Annotated in this window: 11 protein-coding genes, 1 tRNA gene and 2 rRNA genes; 2 read left to right on the top strand and 12 right to left on the bottom strand. The window is 68.0% G+C overall.

The window, feature by feature from the left end:
* Window positions 1-242: hypothetical protein (locus G6048_RS48915; protein WP_206342603.1), on the top strand; the 242-nt coding region annotated here is incomplete at its 5' end.
* Between the two features lie 217 nt (window positions 243-459).
* Here G6048_RS48915 and G6048_RS37400 read toward each other — a convergent pair.
* The 8 genes from G6048_RS37400 to G6048_RS37365 form a co-directional block, all read right to left on the bottom strand.
* A complete protein-coding gene (locus G6048_RS37400) occupies window positions 460-834 on the bottom strand; it encodes a helix-turn-helix domain-containing protein (RefSeq protein WP_138043457.1) in 375 nt (124 codons plus the stop codon).
* 109 nt (window positions 835-943) lie between these two features.
* Window positions 944-1489, bottom strand: a complete 546-nt coding sequence (locus tag G6048_RS37395; RefSeq protein WP_165344045.1) for a CinA family protein — start codon at window positions 1487-1489, stop codon at window positions 944-946.
* Window positions 1489-2220, bottom strand: a complete 732-nt coding sequence (gene pgsA, locus G6048_RS37390; RefSeq protein WP_165344041.1) for a CDP-diacylglycerol--glycerol-3-phosphate 3-phosphatidyltransferase — start codon at window positions 2218-2220, stop codon at window positions 1489-1491. Before pgsA ends, G6048_RS37395 begins: the two co-directional genes overlap by 1 nt.
* Window positions 2217-3689 (bottom strand): 30S ribosomal protein S12 methylthiotransferase RimO, encoded by a 1473-nt coding sequence (rimO, locus tag G6048_RS37385; RefSeq protein ID WP_165344040.1) that lies wholly within the window; start codon window positions 3687-3689, stop codon window positions 2217-2219. Before rimO ends, pgsA begins: the two co-directional genes overlap by 4 nt.
* 121 nt (window positions 3690-3810) lie before the next feature.
* Complete coding sequence (locus G6048_RS37380; protein ID WP_165344039.1) at window positions 3811-4653, bottom strand: helix-turn-helix domain-containing protein; 843 nt, start codon at window positions 4651-4653, stop codon at window positions 3811-3813.
* Window positions 4654-4923: 270 nt separating this feature from the next.
* The gene (locus G6048_RS37375) at window positions 4924-7683 is read right to left on the bottom strand and encodes a DNA translocase FtsK (protein WP_206342601.1); all 2760 of its coding nucleotides are present in this window, start codon (window positions 7681-7683) and stop codon (window positions 4924-4926) included.
* Between the two features lie 133 nt (window positions 7684-7816).
* Window positions 7817-8497: a response regulator gene (locus tag G6048_RS37370; RefSeq protein ID WP_165344038.1), complete on the bottom strand. Its 681-nt coding sequence runs from the start codon at window positions 8495-8497 to the stop codon at window positions 7817-7819.
* A 277-nt stretch (window positions 8498-8774) separates the two neighbouring features.
* Window positions 8775-14264, bottom strand: coding sequence for a HAMP domain-containing protein (locus tag G6048_RS37365; RefSeq protein ID WP_328828115.1), 5490 nt, complete (start codon window positions 14262-14264; stop codon window positions 8775-8777).
* Between the two features lie 301 nt (window positions 14265-14565).
* Between G6048_RS37365 and G6048_RS37355 the strand changes: the two genes are divergently transcribed.
* Window positions 14566-17316 (top strand): SpoIIE family protein phosphatase, encoded by a 2751-nt coding sequence (locus G6048_RS37355; RefSeq protein WP_165344037.1) that lies wholly within the window; start codon window positions 14566-14568, stop codon window positions 17314-17316.
* 73 nt (window positions 17317-17389) lie between these two features.
* On the opposite strand, the gene G6048_RS37350 is transcribed toward G6048_RS37355, so the two are convergent.
* The 4 genes from G6048_RS37350 to G6048_RS52250 form a co-directional block, all read right to left on the bottom strand.
* A tRNA-Thr gene (locus G6048_RS37350) sits at window positions 17390-17462 on the bottom strand.
* Between the two features lie 90 nt (window positions 17463-17552).
* Entirely contained in the window at window positions 17553-18215 is a 663-nt protein-coding gene (locus tag G6048_RS37345; RefSeq protein WP_165344042.1) for a DegT/DnrJ/EryC1/StrS family aminotransferase, read from the bottom strand.
* 114 nt (window positions 18216-18329) lie between these two features.
* Window positions 18330-18446: ribosomal RNA gene (gene rrf, locus G6048_RS37340) — 5S ribosomal RNA — on the bottom strand.
* Between the two features lie 94 nt (window positions 18447-18540).
* Window positions 18541-18637 (bottom strand): 23S ribosomal RNA (locus G6048_RS52250); the annotation flags it as partial.

Here is an 18637-nt window from a genome sequence, read left to right as displayed (position 1 = left end):
GCCGGTACCTGTACGTCATCGGCTCCAACCGCCGCGCCGCCGACCTCGTCGGCATCATGGCGCCACCTCCAACCCGCCAACCGACGCTGGACCGCGACCGGCAACCACCGGCAGGGCGCGTCAATCCCCACGAGGCGCACCCAGCGCACCCACACAGCAAGGCGCCGTCACTCCGCTTCGAGCGCCCCGACCCCCTCAACCATCGCCGTCCCGGGACACCCCAGCAAACGGGGCAAAAGTGAAGAAATCGACACACGAATGCCTGCGACAGCCGACAGCAGCCGCCCGGGACGTACAGATCCCCCGCCGCCGTCCAGCAACGTAAAAACCCCGACCGCACCCCTCCAGGTCTCCCCGGAGAGGCCCCGATCGGGGCCCTCACACAGTTCTCAGCCGGTTCTCAGCTCATGTGAGCCTAGTCACGACCCTCACGCCCGGCCGACCACAGGCCCGCAGCCGTCAGGCGGCGACTACGTCGACCGCCTCGGCCGGCGCCTTGATCGTCACTCGTTCCGGTGGCACACCGGTCACTGACACGGAATTGAGCATCGGGCGTACTGGCGTGGGCACAGGCTCGGTAACCGCTGCCGACCGGGCCAGCTCGGCAAGCGCGAGTTCGTCGCTCACTTCTCTCATGAGCTCGGACATCCGTACGTCCAGCGCGTCGCAGATCGCGGAGAGCAGTTCGGAGGAAGCCTCCTTCTGCCCCCGCTCCACCTCGGAGAGATAGCCGAGTGAAACTCGGGCGGACGAGGAGACTTCGCGCAGAGTACGGCCCTGGCGCTGGCGCTGCCGACGCAGCACGTCACCAAGCAGGCGACGGAGCAGAATCATCGGTGGCTCCCTCCTCGGGCCGTGTAGCCGCATCCTTCTCGCCCCACCGTACCGCCTTGCGCCGCGGCCGTGCGGGGAGCGATGTCGTGTTCACTCAGGGCTGCAAACATCAATTCCCCCCGTTCTGTTCCGTATCCTGTGCCCGCTCATTTCCCAGGTGTTCGTGCTCGAGCTCCGCCAGGAGAAGCCCGAGCACGCTCCGTACACTCTCTCTACGGATTTCCGTCCGGCCGCCGTTCAACCGCAGCGCCGCCACTTTCCGGCCACCAAAACCGCCGCCGACCTCCGCGGAAGGCCCGTCGACGGCAATGAAAACCGTGCCGACCGGCTGCCCGTCCTGGGGTTCGGGTCCCGCAACACCGGTCGTCGCGAGGCCCCAGTCCGCGCCGAGCACCTTGCGCACGCCGGCCGCCATCTGGGCCGCGACCTGCGCATCCACCGCCCCGCGCTGTTCCAGCAAGCTGGCGTCGACGCCGAGTACGTCCCGCTTCACATCGGTGGCGTACGAGGTCACGGAACCGCGGAAGGCCTTGGACGCCCCCGGGGCCGCGGTGATCTCCGCTGCCACCAGCCCACCCGTCAGCGACTCCGCGACGGCCAGCGTCTCGCCTCTTACTGTCAGTAGTCTCAGCACTTCAGCAGCCTGGGAAGCAATCATTCCGCCTCCTTTGCCGCTGCTTTCCGGTCGGCGAGACCCTGGCGTCGCAGCACAATGGCTTGTCTCACATAGTCGAGCCCGGTCACCACGGTCAGGGCGACCGCCACAGCCATCACCCAGAACCTCAGAGTTGCCAATGGCCCCGTCAGCGCCAGGACGTACATCCCGACCGCTGTGCCCTGGGCGAGCGTCTTCATCTTGCCGCCGCGGCTCGCCGGAATGACGCCGTAGCGGATAACCAGGAAACGCAGCAGCGTAATTCCGAGTTCCCGGCCGAGGATGACGCCCGTCACCCACCACGGCAGGTCGCCGAGCGAGGACAGACAGATCAGCGCTGCCCCCATGATCGCCTTGTCGGCGATCGGGTCGGCGATCTTCCCGAAGTCGGTGACGAGGTTGTACGTCCGCGCCAGGTGACCGTCGAAGATGTCGGTGATCATGGCAACCGCGAAGGCCGCCCAGGCCCAGGCCCGCCAGACGGGGTCGTATCCGCCATCGGCGAGCATCAGCGCGACGAAGCCCGGCACGAGCACGAGGCGGAGCATGGTCAGGAGGTTCGCGACGTTCCAGAGGCTGGCCTGGTTGACGGCCACGGCGCCCAGCTTCCCGCCGCGCGACGACTTCGAGCCATGAGCACCGGAAGCGCCCGTACCGGGGGCGCCGGCGGCAGCACCGCGCGTGCCCGGGGCACCGGGGCCGCCCGCCGCGGATGCCGGGACTCCCGTCATCTGGCAGCCTCCTCAGGACCTGCGAGCGAGCCCGGGAGGGGCTCGGCCACCAGGTCGACACCTTCCGTACCGACCACCTTCGCCTCGACCATACGGCCGACCGTCAGGCCTTCGCCGCTCGTGAACAGCACTTGGCCGTCGGTCTCCGGCGCCTGGTGCGCCGCGCGGCCGATGGCGCCCTCGGCGGCGTCGAGCGACTCGACCAGCACCTCCACGGTCTCACCGACACGCTCCTCGGCCCGCTGCGAGACCAGCTCCTCCGCGAGTCGCGAGACCCGGGCCAGCCGCTCGGCGACGACGTCCTCGTCCAGCTTGTTCTCGTACGTCGCCGCTTCCGTGCCCTCCTCGTCGGAGTACCCGAAGACGCCGATCGCGTCGAGCCGCGCGCCATTCAGGAAGCGCTCCAGCTCCGCCAGATCATCCGCGCTCTCACCGGGGAAACCCACGATGAAGTTGGACCGCACGCCCGCCTGCGGGGCCCTGGCCCGGATCGTGTCGAGCAGTTCGAGGAACCTGTCGGTGTCCCCGAAGCGCCGCATCGCGCGCAGCACGCCGGGAGCGGAATGCTGGAAGGACAGGTCGAAGTAGGGCGCGATCTTCGGCGTCGAGGTCAGTACGTCGATGAGCCCGGGGCGCATCTCGGCGGGCTGCAGATAGCTGACCCGCACCCGCTCGATCCCGTCGACCTCTGCGAGCTCGGGCAGCAGCGTCTCCAGGAGCCTGATGTCACCCAGGTCCTTGCCGTACGAGGTGTTGTTCTCGGAGACCAGCATGATCTCCTTGACGCCCTGCTCGGCCAGCCAGCGCGTCTCCCCCAGGACGTCGGACGGCCGCCGCGAGATGAATGAGCCTCGGAAGGACGGGATGGCACAGAAGGAGCACCGCCGGTCGCAGCCCGAGGCCAGCTTCACCGAAGCGACCGGAGAGCCGTCCAGACGGCGCCGCAGGGGCGCACGGGGGCCTGAAGACGGAGCGACCCCCTCCGGGAGGTCGGCCGGGCCGTGCCCGGGAAGCGCGATCTCGGCGGCGGACTCCTGCCGTTCGGCAGGGCTGATCGGCAGCAGTTTGCGGCGGTCCCGCGGGGTGTGCGCGGCGTGGATCCCGCCGTTCAGGATGGTCTGGAGCCGGTCGGAGATGTCCGCGTAGTCGTCGAAGCCCAGCACGCCGTCGGCCTCGGGAAGGGCCTCAGCGAGCTCCTTGCCGTACCGCTCGGCCATACAGCCGACGGCGACGACGGCCTGGGTTCTGCCGTGCCCCTTGAGGTCGTTGGCCTCAAGAAGGGCGTCGACGGAGTCCTTCTTGGCGGCTTCGACGAAGCCGCACGTGTTCACGACAGCGACGTCCGCTTCCTCGGCGTCCTTCACGAGATGCCAGCCGTCCGCCTCCAAGCGGCCTGCGAGCTCCTCCGAGTCCACCTCGTTACGGGCGCAGCCAAGAGTGACGAGTGCGACGGTACGGCGTTCAGGCATGGGCTCAAGACTACTTCGTCCCACTGACAGCCCACGTCGACGGGGTTGGCCGTCCTTGGCCAACCCCGTACCCGCCTGCCCGAAAAACCCGGTGCCCAGCTGCCCCTGAATGCCGTGCGGCTCAGCCGACCTCGGGGTCGCCCTTCGTGTACGTCAGGCGCTCGACGGCTGCCGGGTGGAACTCGTCCTCGATCTTCTTGCCGTTCACGTACAGCTCGAGCACACCAGCGCGACCGAGGACGAGGTCGATCTTCTCCTTGTCCTGGAAGGTCTTGGAGTCGCCCTGCTCCAGGAAGCCGTCGAACAGTCGTCGGCCGTTGTGGTCGTGGGCCGAGATCCAGCTGCGGTCGTCGACGGCGGTCACCTTGACGGTCACCTTGTCCCGCGGCGCGGCCGCGATGGCGCTGTCCGAGGCGTCGGGCGTGGGGTCGGCGGGCTTGTCCGGCTTGCGGTCGTCGGACTTGGTGGCGGCGGGCTTGGACCCCTCGGCGGTCTGCGTCTTCGCATCGGCACCGTCGTCACCGCCGCTGAACAGCGTGAACCCGACGAAACCGATCACGGCGACGATCGCGGCGACCATGGCCGCGGTCCAGTTGGGCCGCTGACGCTCCGGGCGGATCCGTTCCGCCTCGAACAGCGGTGCCGCCGGCGTCGGCGCCGGACGCCCGCCGTGCTCGGCCGCGAACTGCGCGAGCAGCGGATCCGGATCGATGTGCACGGCGCGTGCCAGGGTCCGGACGTGACCGCGCGCGTAGACATCTCCGCCGCAGGCAGCGAAGTTGTCCTGCTCGATCGCCTGCACGATGGCGATGCGGACCCGGGTAGCGTTACTGACATCGTCGACGGTCAGCCCAGCGTCGATACGTGCCTGTCGCAGCGCACTGCCGATCGAGGGACGATCGTCTTCTTCGAAGGGACGCTGGTCCTCAGGGAAGTTGTCCTCAGGGGAGTTGCCGATGGACACGGGGGCGCCTTTCGAGCGTGTAGCCACCTGTGCTGGAGGTTCAGTTTATGGGGGGTGCGAAAGGGTGGGGCAACCGGGCGGTATGACTTTGTACGCCATCAGAATGGCCGGACATCCTGAGGGTGGGACACGTACCTGTCCCTCCCCTCAACTTGACGTGCGCCGAAGGGAAACGGTTGCTCGCCGCATCTTTACGGATGAGTCACGTTCGCGCATCGTCGACCCACTCGCGCAGGGACCCGGCCCGCACCGATTCCTGACGGTGATTCCTTACGGTTGAGCCTCCCCACGGATCACCGCGAGCACTCCGTCCAGCTCGTCAGGTTTCACAAGAACATCACGAGCCTTGGAACCCTCGCTCGGCCCGACGATGTTGCGGGACTCCATGAGGTCCATCAGCCGCCCTGCCTTGGCGAACCCGACGCGGAGCTTGCGCTGGAGCATCGAGGTGGATCCGAACTGTGTGGAGACGACCAGTTCCGCCGCCTGGCACAGCAGGTCGAGGTCGTCGCCGATGTCCTCGTCGATCTCCTTCTTCTGCTTGGTGCCGACCACGACGTCGTCCCTGAAGACCGGCGTCATCTGGTCCTTGCAGTGCTGCACGACCGCCTCGACCTCGTCCTCGGTCACGAACGCGCCCTGCATACGGGTCGGCTTGTTCGCGCCCATCGGCAGGAAGAGCCCGTCGCCCTTGCCGATCAGCTTCTCGGCGCCGGGCTGGTCGAGGATGACGCGGCTGTCGGCGAGCGAGGAGGTGGCGAAGGCGAGCCGGGACGGCACGTTCGCCTTGATCAGACCGGTGACTACGTCCACGGAGGGCCGCTGGGTGGCGAGGACGAGATGGATGCCGGCCGCGCGCGCGAGCTGTGTAATGCGCACGATGGCGTCTTCGACGTCCCTGGGGGCGACCATCATCAGGTCGGCGAGCTCATCGACGATCACCAGCAGATACGGGTACGGGCTGAGCTCGCGCTCACTGCCCTCGGGCAGCTTGACCTTGCCGTTCCTGATGGCCGCGTTGAAGTCGTCGATGTGCCGGAAACCGAACGCCGCGAGGTCGTCGTAGCGCAGATCCATCTCCCGTACGACCCACTGCAGCGCCTCGGCGGCCCGCTTCGGGTTGGTGATGATCGGCGTGATCAGGTGCGGAATGCCTTCGTACGCGGTGAGTTCGACGCGCTTGGGGTCGACGAGCACCATGCGGACGTCCTCGGGGGTCGCCCTGACCATGATCGACGTGATCAGACAGTTGATGCACGACGACTTACCTGAACCGGTCGCTCCGGCCACCAGTACGTGCGGCATCTTCGCGAGGTTGGCCATCACATAGCCGCCCTCGACGTCCTTGCCGAGCGCGACCAGCATCGGATGGTCGTCCTCGGCCGCGTCGGCCAGCCGCAGTACGTCGCCCAGGTTGACCATCTCGCGGTCGGTGTTGGGGATCTCGATGCCGACCGCCGACTTGCCGGGGATCGGGCTGATGATCCGCACATCCGGGCTGGCGACGGCGTACGCGATGTTCTTGGTGAGCGCCGTGATGCGCTCGACCTTCACGGCGGGGCCGAGCTCGACCTCGTACCGCGTGACCGTCGGTCCGCGCGTGAAGCCCGTGACGGAGGCGTCGACCTTGAACTCGGTGAAGACCGTGGTGAGCGACTCGACGATGGCGTCATTGGCGGCGCTGCGCGCCTTGCCCGGGCCGCCGCGCTCCAGGAGGTCGAGCGACGGCAGGGAGTACGTGATGTCGCCGGAGAGCTGCAACTGTTCGGCGCGCGGCGGGAGTTCGCGCGGCTCCTCGGGGGGCGCCTTGGTCAGGTCGGCGACCTCGGCCTTCAGCATCTCCTGCTTGGGCTTGCCACCCTTGCCGACCTTGCTGCGCGCTGCCGGTACCGGCGTTGTCTCCTGGTGCCCACCACCCGTGTCCTCGCGGTCCCCGCGGTCCGCCCCGACGCCCTGCGTCAGATCGGCCACGAGCGCCGAGGGCGGCATCCCGTGCATCACGGCACCGTCGAGCGCCGCTGCGGCCGCTGCGGCCACGTCCACGGCGTCCATCTGCCGGTCAGCGGCGGGTTGCTGGACAGCGGGCCGCCTGGAGCGGCTCCGGCGCTTGGAGAGCGCCTCCTGCTCGGCGCTGTCCGGGTCGTACTCCTCGGACGCCCGGGGCGCGGAGCGGCGCTTCCGGGAGGGCGCGGGCAGCGCCTTGCGCCACTGCTCGTCGTAGCGCTCGTCGTCCTCGCTGAAGTCGTCCTCCGCCGTCCGCGGCTGTACCAGGCCGAGCTTGGTGCCGAGCAGCCGCAGCCGCTGAGGAATGGCGTTCACGGGCGTCGCCGTGACGACCAGAAGCCCGAAGACGGTGAGCAGCACGAGGAGCGGCACGGCCAGGACCTGGCCCATCGCGTACGTCAACGGTGTCGCCGCACCCCAGCCGAGGAGCCCGCCTGCGTCCCGTATCGCCTGCATGCCGTCGCTGCGCGCGGGCGCCCCGCAGGCGATATGGACCTGGCCGAGCACGCCGATGACGAGCGCGGACAGGCCGATGACGATGCGTCCGTTGGCCTCGGGCTTCTCGGGGTGCCGGATGAGGCGTACGGCGATCACCGCGAGCAGGAGCGGTGCGAGCAGGTCGAGGCGGCCGAAGGCGCCGGTCACCAGCAGTTCGACGAGGTCGCCGACGGGGCCGCGGAGGTTGGACCAGGTGCCCGCGGCCACGATCAGGGCGAGGCCGAGCAGCAGCAGGGCGAGTCCGTCCTTTCGATGCGCCGGGTCGAGCCCCTTCGCGCCCCGCCCTACGCCTCGGAACACGGCGCCGACGGCGTGTGCGACACCGAGCCAGAGGGCGCGCACGAGCCTGAACACGCCCCCGGTGGGGTTGGGCGCCGGCTTGGGCGGCGCCTTTTTGGCCGCGGCCTTCTTCGCGGGAGCCTTCTTGGCCGGTGCTTTCTTCGCTGGGGCCTTCTTCGCCGCAGCCTTCTTCGGAGCGGCCGCTTTCTTCGCGGTCGACTTCTTGGCTGCGGGCTGACGTGGGGCCATGAGGGTGAGGTTACCGGGGGAGACCACTGTGGACACGTGTGCCTTGCGCTTCACCCATTCGTGTCGCACCCCACAAAGGCGTCATGTTGACGGGGCCTCAACCGTCGTACTGGGCAGCCGGTGATGTGCAAACTCAGTTCTGCGAAGGGAGCGAAGCCGCGCCGTTCCCCGAGCCCGGTTCCAGCGCGTCCAGCGCCCTGCGCAGTCCCGTGAGCTTGCGCTCGAGATGCGCCGCGGTCGCCACCGCCGCCGCATCCGCCGACTCGTCGTCGAGCTGCTTGGAGAGTGCCTCGGCCTGCTCCTCCACGGCCGCGAGCCGCGCGGAGAGCTCGGCGAGCAGCCCGGCCGGTTCCTTGGCCTCCGCGGTCTTGCCGCCACCGCCCTCCAGCTGGAGCCGCAACAGGGCTGCCTGCTCCCGGAGTTGGCAGTTCTTCATGTACAGCTCGACGAACACGGAGACCTTCGCCCGCAGTACCCACGGGTCGAACGGCTTGGAGATGTAGTCCACCGCGCCCGCCGCGTATCCCCGGAAGGTGTGGTGCGGACCGTGGTTGATGGCGGTGAGGAAGATGATCGGGATGTCCCGGGTCCTCTCCCGCCGCTTGATGTGCGCGGCGGTCTCAAAACCGTCCATGCCCGGCATCTGGACATCCAGAAGAATGACCGCGAAATCGTCCGTGAGCAGTGCTTTGAGCGCTTCCTCCCCGGACGATGCCCGAACCAGTGTCTGATCGAGCGCAGAGAGGATGGCCTCCAGCGCCAGCAGATTCTCCGGCCGGTCATCGACCAGGAGGATCTTGGCCTTCTGCACCATGGCCCGTCCTCCTCGCCCCGGCAGTGCACCGGGCGCCGCCCCAGGGGACGACTCCCTTACGCCGCCCGTCCTTGTGCCGGTCATGGTAGCCGCACCCCGCCTGTCGCCACACCCTGTCACCGCGATGTCACTGTGCACGTAGCAGAAACGCGGCAGGAGACCAGAAGGTTCCCCGAATCCCGGGTTTCTACACAGGGCCGGGCACAGTCAGTCAGCAGGTCCGCGTGCCCTGGTCCCCCACGTTCGCTGTGCACTTGAACAGGGGGACCCCATCCGGTCATCGCTGGCGCATCCACCGGTCCATCACCTCGAGCAGATGATCAGGATCGACCGGCTTCGTCACATAGTCGGAAGCCCCCGACTCGATCGCCTTCTCTCGGTCGCCCTTCATCGCCTTCGCCGTGAGAGCGATGATCGGCAGGCCGGCGAACTGAGGCATCCGACGGATCGCCGTCGTAGTCGCGTACCCGTCCATCTCGGGCATCATGATGTCCATCAGGACGACGGTGAGGTCGTCGTGCTGCTCCAGGACCTCGATGCCCTCGCGGCCGTTCTCGGCGTACAGCACCGACAGGCCGTGCTGCTCCAGGACGCTGGTGAGCGCGAACACATTGCGGATGTCGTCGTCGACGATCAGCACCTTCTCGCCCTCGAAGTGGAAGAGGTCCCTCGTCCGGCCGGACGCCTCCTCACCGCGCGCGGCCCAGGGCTCCTGGACCTGGCCCTGCTGCCCCGACAGCGTGTGTCGCTGCCCGGCCGAGGGCAACGACCTGCGGCGGCGCCTGAAGAGCGCGGCGGCCCCGTTCTGGGTCTCCTGGTACGACCTGACCTCGGCGGGCGTCTCCGCGGGTGCCCCGTCCTCGACCTCCGCGGGCAGCGCGAGCGCTCCGTTGTCCATTGCCGGTGCCGCGAGCTGCGGGTAGCCCTGTGGCGGCAGTTCGCTCGCGTGCAGCGGCAAATACAGCGTGAACGTGGAGCCCCGTCCCGGCTCGCTCTGGGCATGGATCTCACCGCCCAGCAGCCGCGCGATCTCCCGCGAGATGGACAGCCCCAGTCCCGTACCGCCGTACTTCCTGCTCGTCGTGCCGTCCGCCTGCTTGAAGGCCTCGAAGATCACCCTCATCTTGCTGGCCGCGATACCGATGCCGGTATCGGTCACGGAGAACGCGATCAGATCGGCGTCCGCGTCCCGCAGCGAGCCCGCCTCCAGGAGCTGCTCCCGGATGGCTACGGGCACGTCCGCGCCGGCGGGCCGGATGACGAGTTCGACCGCTCCGGAGTCGGTGAACTTCACCGCGTTGGACAGCAGGTTGCGCAGCACCTGGAGGAGCCGCTGCTCGTCCGTGTGCAGTGTGGCGGGCAGTTCCGGGGAGACTCGTACGGAGAAATCGAGGCCCTTCTCTGCCGTCAGCGGACGGAAAGTGGCCTCTACGTAGTCAACGAGTTGGACCAGCGCGATGCGCGTCGGCGATACGTCCATCTTGCCCGCCTCGACCTTCGACAGGTCGAGGATGTCGTTGATCAGCTGGAGCAGGTCGGAGCCGGCTCCGTGGATCGTCTCGGCGAACTCGACCTGCTTCGGGGTGAGGTTGGAGTCCGCGTTGTCCGCGAGCAGCTTGGCGAGGATGAGCAGCGAGTTGAGCGGCGTACGCAGCTCATGCGACATGTTGGCGAGGAACTCGCTCTTGTAGCGCATGGAGACCGCGAGTTGCTCGGCGCGCTCCTCCAGGACCTGCCGTGCCTCCTCGATCTCGGTGTTCTTGACCTCGATGTCGCGGTTCTGCCGGGCCAGCAGCTCGGCCTTCTCCTCCAGTTCGGCGTTGGACGCCTGGAGGGCCTTCTGCCGGTTCTCCAACTCGGCCGATCGCTCCCTCAGTTGCTCGGTCAGCTCCTGTGACTGCCTGAGCAGGACCTCGGTCTTGGTGTTGACGGCGATCGTGTTGACGCTCGTCGCGATCATCTCGGCGATCTGGTTGAGGAAGTCCTTCTGGATCTGTGTGAACGGCTGGAACGACGCCAACTCGATCACTCCCAGAACGGTCCCCTCGAAGAGCACCGGCAGCACGATGACATGCGCCGGAGGCGCCTCACCGAGCCCGGAGGCGATCTTCAGGTACCCCGGCGGCACATTGTCGACGAGAATCGTCCGCTTCTCCTTGGCGGCGGTCCCGATCAGCGTCTCCCCGGGCCGGAACGACGTCGGCATGGACCCCATGGAGTAGCCGTAGTGCCCGAGCATGCGCAGTTCGTACGAGTCGTCGCCCGCGGCGCCCACATCCTTGCCGTCGTCCAGGGGCATCGCCAGGAAGAACGCGCCGTGCTGCGCCGAGACCACCGGAGTCAGCTCGCTCATGATGAGCGAGGCCACGTCGGCGAGGTCACGGCGGCCCTGCATCAGACCGGAGATACGGGCCAGGTTGCCCTTCAGCCAGTCCTGTTCCTCGTTGGCGATGGTGGTGTCGCGCAGGTTGGCGATCATCTTGTTGATGTAGTCCTGAAGTTCCTGGATCTCGCCGGAGGCGTCCACATCGATCTTCAGGTTGAGGTCGCCACGGGTCACCGCGGTCGCCACGCGCGCGATGGCTCGTACCTGCCGGGTCAGGTTCCCGGCCATCTCGTTCACCGACTCGGTCAGGTCGCGCCAGGTGCCGTCGACGTCGCGTACGCGTGCCTGGCCGCCCAACTGCCCCTCGGTGCCCACCTCGCGGGCGACGCGTGTGACCTCCTCGGCGAAGGACGAGAGCTGGTCGACCATCGTGTTGATGGTGGTCTTGAGCTCCAGGATCTCGCCGCGCGCGTCGATGTCGATCTTCTTCGTCAGGTCACCCTTGGCGATGGCCGTGGTGACCATCGCGATGTTGCGCACCTGCCCGGTCAGGTTGGACGCCATGCCGTTCACGGACTCGGTGAGGTCCTTCCACGTACCGGCGACCCCCGGGACGTGCGCCTGACCGCCGAGGATGCCGTCCGTGCCCACCTCACGGGCCACCCGGGTCACCTGGTCCGCGAACGAACTCAGCGTCCGCACCATCGTGTTCACGGTGTCCGCGAGCTGAGCGACCTCGCCGCTCGCCTCGACGGTGACCTTCTTGGTGAGGTCGCCGTTGGCGACCGCCGTCGCGACCTGCGAGATGTTCCGCACCTGGTTGGTGAGGTTGGCCGCCATCACGTTGACGTTGTCGCTCAGGTCCTTCCAGATGCCCGTGACGCCGGGTACCCGCGCCTGTCCGCCGAGATTGCCGTCCGTGCCCACCTCGCGGGCCACCCGGGTCACCTGTTCGGCGAAGTTGGACAGCTGGTCCACCATCGTGTTGACGGTGGTGACCAGGGCCAGGATCTCGCCCTTCGCGTCGACGGTGATCTTCTTGGAGAGGTCGCCGTTGGCGACCGCCGTGGTGACCTCGGCGATGTTCCGCACCTGAATGGTGAGGTTGTTCGCCATGAAGTTGACGGACTGCGTGAGGTCCTTCCAGGTCCCGGAGACACCCTGCACCTCGGCCTGACCGCCGAGGATGCCCTCCGTGCCGACCTCGCGGGCCACCCGGGTCACCTGCTCGGCGAAGTTCGAGAGCTGGTCCACCATCGTGTTGAGGGTGTTCTTGAGCTCCAGGATCTCCCCGCGCGCGTCCACGTCGATCTTCTGCGACAGGTCACCCCGCGCCACCGCGGTCGCGACCTGGGCGATATTGCGGACCTGGGCGGTGAGGTTGCCGGCCATACCGTTCACGGAGTCGGTCAGGTCCCGCCACACACCGGCGACACCGGGCACCTGAGCCTGACCGCCCAGCCGGCCCTCCGTACCCACCTCGCGGGCCACCCGGGTCACCTGGTCGGCGAACGCGGAGAGCTGGTCCACCATCGTGTTGAGGGTGTTCTTCAGCTCCAGGATCTCCCCGCGCGCGTCCACGTCGATCTTCTGCGACAGGTCACCCCGCGCCACCGCCGTCGTCACCTGTGCGATCTGCCGCACCTGCGAAGTGAGGTTTCCCGCCATGAAGTTGACGGAGTCGGTGAGTTCCTTCCACGTGCCGGAAACGCCGTCCACGCGGGCCTGGCCGCCCAGCCGGCCCTCGGTGCCGACGTCCCGGGCCACACGCGTGACCTCGGCGCCGAACGCGGAGAGCTGGTCCACCATCGTGTTCACGGTGTTCTTCAGCTGAAGCATCTCGCCGGAGACGTCCACCGTGACCTTCTGCGACAGGTCGCCGTTGGCGACCGCCGTCGTCACCTGCGCGATGTTCCTCACCTGTCCGGTGAGATTCCGGAACGCCGTGTTGACGGAGTCCGTCAGGTCCTTCCACGTACCGGCCGCGCCCGGCACCGCCGCCTGACCGCCCAGCTCACCCTCGACGCCGATCTCCCGCGCCACTCGCGTCACTTCGGCACCGAAGGACGACAGCTGGTCGACCATCGTGTTGACGGTGTTCTTCAGCTCCAGCATCTCGCCGGCGACCTCGACGCTGACCTTCTGCGACAGGTCACCGTTGGCCACCGCCGTCGTCACCGCGGCGATGTCCCGCACCTGGGTCGTGAGATTCCGGAAGACCGTGTTCACCGAGTCGGTGAGGTCCTTCCACGTTCCCGCCGCACCCGGCACATTCGCCTGGCCGCCGAGCCTCCCCTCGCCGCCGACCTCGTTGGCGACCCGGGTCACCTCGTCCGCGAACGTACGCAGCGTCTCGGTCATCTGGTTGATCGTCTCGGCGAGCTGCGCCATCTCACCGCGCGCCGAAACCGTCACCTTCTGCGACAGGTCACCGTTGGCGACCGCCGTCGTCACCTGCGCGATCCCGCGGACCTGGGCCGTCAGATTGCCGGCCATAAGATTCACCGAATCGGTGAGGTCCTTCCACACACCGGCCACACCCGGCACCTGGGCCTGCCCGCCGAGCTCGCCCTCCGTGCCGACCTCGCGTGCGACTCGCGTCACCTCGGACGAGAACGAGGACAGCTGGTCGACCATCGTGTTGACGGTGTTCTTGAGCTCCAGCATCTCGCCGGCCACATGAACCGTGACCTTCCGGGACAAGTCCCCCTTGGCGACCGCCGTCGTCACCAGCGCGATGTCGCGCACCTGAGCCGTCAACCGGTACGCCATCGTGTTGACCGAATCCGTGAGGTCCTTCCACGAACCGGACATCCCGCGCACCCGGGCCTGCCCGCCCAGCTTGCCCTCAGTGCCGACCTCACTGGCCACACGCGTGACCTCGTCGGTGAAGATGGACAGCTGGTCGACCAGGTTGTTGACCGTACGCCCGACCTTCAGGAACTCTCCGCGCAGCGGATGTCCGCTGCCGTCCGGGGCCTGCGTCCGCAGTTCCATACGCGGCGACAGGTCACCGTCGGCCACCGCGGACAGCACCCGGCCGACCTCGGAGACGGGGCGTACGAGGTCGTCGACCAGCGCGTTGGACGCGTCGATCGCCGAGGCCCAGGAACCCTCACAGACGCCCGTCTCCAGGCGCTCCGTGAGCTTTCCCTCGCGGCCGACCATGCGCCGTACGCGCGACAGCTCGCCCGTCAGGTGCAGATTGCGGTCGGCCACCTCATTGAAAACCGCTGCGATTTCGGACATAACACCGTCGCCGGACACGGTCAGACGCTTGCGGAAGTTCCCGTCCCGCATCGACTCCAGAGCCACGAGCATTCTGTTCAGCGCCGCGGTGTCCACCTCGGTGGTTCCGTTGCGCGGTTTGCGCTGGCTACTCAGGGACTGTCCGCCTTTCGCGCGCGCCTTGTTGCCCCGCGTCGCTGCGCCAGACTCCACTGTGTCCCTCCCGCAAGGGTCGACCACTACTGCCCGGGGTGTTCGGGTACTGCACTGCGTATTTGCACCATCTCTTGAAGCTTGCCCAGTGTTTCACCGTGCCTGAACCAGGCCATAACAGTTCGGCAGCTTCGCACATGGTCCGCACACACCCTCCCGGACGGAAACACTGTGGTGACCGGCATCCGCATGGACGGCGAAGGTAAGTAACCTTGCATGCGGCTGTCCAGCCACGCCGGTCCGTCCGGCCTGGGCGGTGGCACGAGCACGAGCGGGCAGGCATCGGAGGGGCGGCCTCACCATGACCACCGGAGTGCATCCTGGGGGACAGCCACAGGATCCCGGACAGACAGGCGACGGCCATCTGCCACGGCAGGGGCGCGTCGGCCACGAAGCCCTGCCCGAAGAGACCCGGACAAGGAGTGCTGTGATCACCGCTCGCGCGGCCGCCAGCTTCGACCCCGTCGGACGGTCCGTCGCAACCGCTCGGTCCTTTGTCCGTGACACCCTCCAGGGCTGGGGTTTCGGAGACATCGTCGACGACGCCGTGGTCCTCACCAGCGAACTCGTCACCAACGCCGTGGTACATGCGGGCACGTCCGCCGATGTCCTGTGTCTGCGCACCGAGGACGGCGTACGCATCGAAGTAGCGGACCGCTACCCGGAACGTGAGATTCCACTCCAGGCGACGGCCGTCAACATGGGCAGCCCCGACCGCGAGGGCGGCCGCGGCCTCCAATTGTGCGCCGCCCTGGCCGCCGGCTGGGGAGTCGAATACACGCCCACCCACAAGCAGGTCTGGTTCCAACTCGACCTCCCGGACCGCCCCGTGGGCACCCGCACGGCCGGCCCTTCGCTGCCCGCCGACCTCCTGCCCCTCGCCGACGGCCGCGTACGCGTCGCCGTCGTCCAGATCGACCGCACCGGCGCCATCTCCGCCTGGAGCGAGGACGCGGAGGAGCTCTTCGGGTACGCCGCCGAGCAGGTCATCGGCAAACCCCTGACCGACCTCGCGGCCTGGCCGCACACTCCCGGCACCAGCACCGGCATCGCCGAGGCCCTCCAGCTCTCGCGCTGGGAGGGCAGCTACGGCATCCGCGACGCCAACGGCCGCGTGACACCCGTGTACGCCTCGCATCTGCGCGTCCGCGACACCGGCGGCGAGCCCTCCACGGTCTGTCTCCTCGTACGGGATCACGAGCGCGCCGTCCTTCAGACTCCCCTGCGCGTACCTTCCGGGGACTCGGCGACACTCTCCGAAGGCGGTCAGGCAACCGACCCCTTCGAGGTGTTCATCGGCTCCCCGGCCCCGGACGACCTCGACGGCCTCCTCCAGCGCACCGTGGAGCGCGCCCGCGACATGCTCGACGGCGACTCCGCCTTCCTGCTGCTGGCCACCGACGACGAGACCGAGCTGGAGGTACGCGCCTCCACCGGGCTCCCCTCCGCCCGCCAGCGCTTCGCTCGCGTCCCCGTGGAGGCGGGCCCCGGCCGGTACGGCTCAGCCAGGATGCCGGCCGTCCACGACGACCTCACGGCCGTTCCTGGCGCCGTTCCGCTGCTGAGCGGCACAGGCATGCGGTCGGTCGTCACGGTCCCGCTGAAGGTCGAGGGCCGCCTCACGGGCTCGCTCGGCGTCGCGGCCGAGTCCCCCGCCCGGTATTCGAACGAAGAGGCCCTGCGCCTGCAGTTCGCCGCCGACCGCATCGCGCTCGCCGTCGAATCGGCCCGCCTGGGTGAGCTGGAGCGCCTGCGCCGCGGCTCCCTGTCCTTCCTCGTAGAGGCCTCCGACCTCCTCGCGGGCACTCTGGACCGCGATCAGACGCTGGCCCTCATGGCACAGATGACGGTCCCGACCCTGGCCACCTGGTGTGCCGTCTACACGATTGCCGACCAGGCCTCGGACCCATATCTCTCGTACGTCCTGCATGAGGACGAGGAGCGCATCGACGGCCTCAAGGCACTCCTCTCCAAGATCTCCCCGCCGGACCCGGTCCCGACCCCGGGCGCCCGCGTCTGGTCGGCCCCTGCAGAGGCAGCCCACGAGGCGGCCCTGCGCACCTCCATGCGCAGCCTGGGCCGCGGGGAACCGGCGACGGTCAGCTCCGGCATCGGCACGACCCTGGCCACGGCCTCAGCAGTCGGCGGCGAGACGGTCGTACTCCCCCTGGTGGCCCGCAACCGCGTCATCGGCATGCTGACGCTCGGCAAGCCGACGGACGAACACTTCCGCCAGGAGATCCTGGAACTCGCCGAGGACCTCTCCCGAAGGGCCGCACTGGCCCTGGACAACTCCCGCCTGTACTCCGAGCGCATGGCCATCAGCCAGTCCCTCCAGCGCAGCCTCCTGCCGCCCGAACTCCCGGTCATCGAGGGCGTGGAAGTCGAGGTCATCTACCGCGCGGCGGGCGAGGGCAACGAAGTCGGCGGCGACTTCTACGACGTCTTCCCGATCCGCGACGGCGCGTACGGCTTCGCCATCGGCGATGTCTGCGGTACGGGCCCGGAGGCGGCCGCGGTCACAGGCCTGGCCCGCCATGCCCTCCGTCTCCTCGCCCGCGAGGGTTTCGGCGGCCCGGCCGTCCTGGAGCGCCTCAACTCCGCGATCCTCGACGAGGGCGCCCGCAGCCGCTTCCTGACGCTCCTGTACGGCGAGCTGTGGCCCCAGGACGACGGCAGCGCCGTACTGAAGATCGTCTGCGCCGGTCATCCGCTCCCCCTGCGCCTGCGTCAGGACGGCACGGTCGAACCGGCCGCCGAACCACAGCCCCTCCTCGGCGTCATGGACGATCTCGAACTGTACGAGCAGACGGTGACGCTCGATCCGGGCGACGTCCTGCTGTGCGTGACGGACGGCGTCACCGAACGCCGCGAAGGCACCCGCATGTTGGGCGACGACGGCCTCACGGACGTCCTCACCACCTGCACGGGCCTCACCGCCGGCGCGGTCGCCGCCCGCATCATGCGCGCGGTAGAACGCTTCGCCTCCGACGCCCCGTCAGATGACATGGCCATCCTGGCCATGCGCGTTCCGGGCCTCCACAAGGACTGAACAAGTCCTGGCATAGGGCATAGGACATACGAAACGGCCTCCGCCCCAATCGGGCGGAGGCCGTTGCTGTCAGAGCCCCCAAACGGAATCGAACCGTTGACCTTCTCCTTACCATGGAGACGCTCTACCGACTGAGCTATAGGGGCCTGTCGCACTGTGAGCTTTCGCTGCGGCGACGGCATAGATCATAACCCGAACAGCAGAGTACTCCCAACCGTGTTCGACCCCGTGCTCGACTAGAAGGCAGGCTGCAACAACCCACCGAGCGCATTGCACGCCGAGACGATCCGTTGCATCTCACGCTTCGACAAAGCAGCGTCCACGGGCAGCGCCAGCGTCTCGTCGGCGGCGCGCTCGGTCTCCGGCAGATACACGTCCCGCCGGAACCCCGGCATGCGGTGCACAGGAGTCTTCACAGGCACCCAGCACTCAACTCCCCTGGCCCGCACGGCCCGTGCGAAGGCATCCCGGTCCGGCCGCCCATTGCCCGGCACCCGCACGACGTACTGCTGGTACGTGTGCCCCACACCGCCCTCCGGCGTCCGCACCCCACTCAACCGCCTGTCCAGATACGCGGCATGAGCCCTGCGCTGCCCCACCTCGTCGTACGGCGCCTTCGACTCGCTCTGTTCCAGCACCAGGAGACCGTGCCGCTGCCCAGACCACCGCAGTCCCGCGAGGTCAGCAGCCCGACCGAAGCGGTGTACGGCGACGACGGCCACCGTCCGCGGTCCGACGACAGCATCGACGGCGGCGGCATCAAGGCAGTACGTGGCCGGGTCGATGTCGGCGAACACCGGCATCGCACCGGTCAGGCTCACGGCCTCGGCGACCTCGACGTTCCCGAACGCCGGCACGATGACCTCGTCACCAAGTCCGACGCCTGCAGCCCTGAGCATTCCTACAGTCCCCATGCTCGGGATGCTTATCTCGCAACGTGAACACCAAGTGACGCACAACAAAAAAGAGCTGGTCCCCAAACCGAAGTTCGGGGACCAGCTCTTTCAATATTTGTTCGGCGGTGTCCTACTCTCCCACAGGGTCCCCCCTGCAGTACCATCGGCGCTGTAAGGCTTAGCTTCCGGGTTCGGAATGTAACCGGGCGTTTCCCTCACGCTATGACCACCGAAACACTATGAAACACTCAACACCCGCACCCATGCCGTGACCCAGGCATGGGGGTTGTTCGTGGTTTCAGAACCAACACAGTGGACGCGAGCAGCTGAGGACAAGCCCTCGGCCTATTAGTACCAGTCACCTCCAGCGGTTACCCGCCTTCCAGATCTGGCCTATCAACCCAGTAGTCTCCTGGGAGCCTTAA

This window comes from Streptomyces ureilyticus, assembly GCF_011045025.1.
In the GTDB taxonomy this organism is placed as follows: domain Bacteria; phylum Actinomycetota; class Actinomycetes; order Streptomycetales; family Streptomycetaceae; genus Streptomyces; species Streptomyces ureilyticus.
This window is presented reverse-complemented; position numbering and strand designations above follow the sequence as displayed.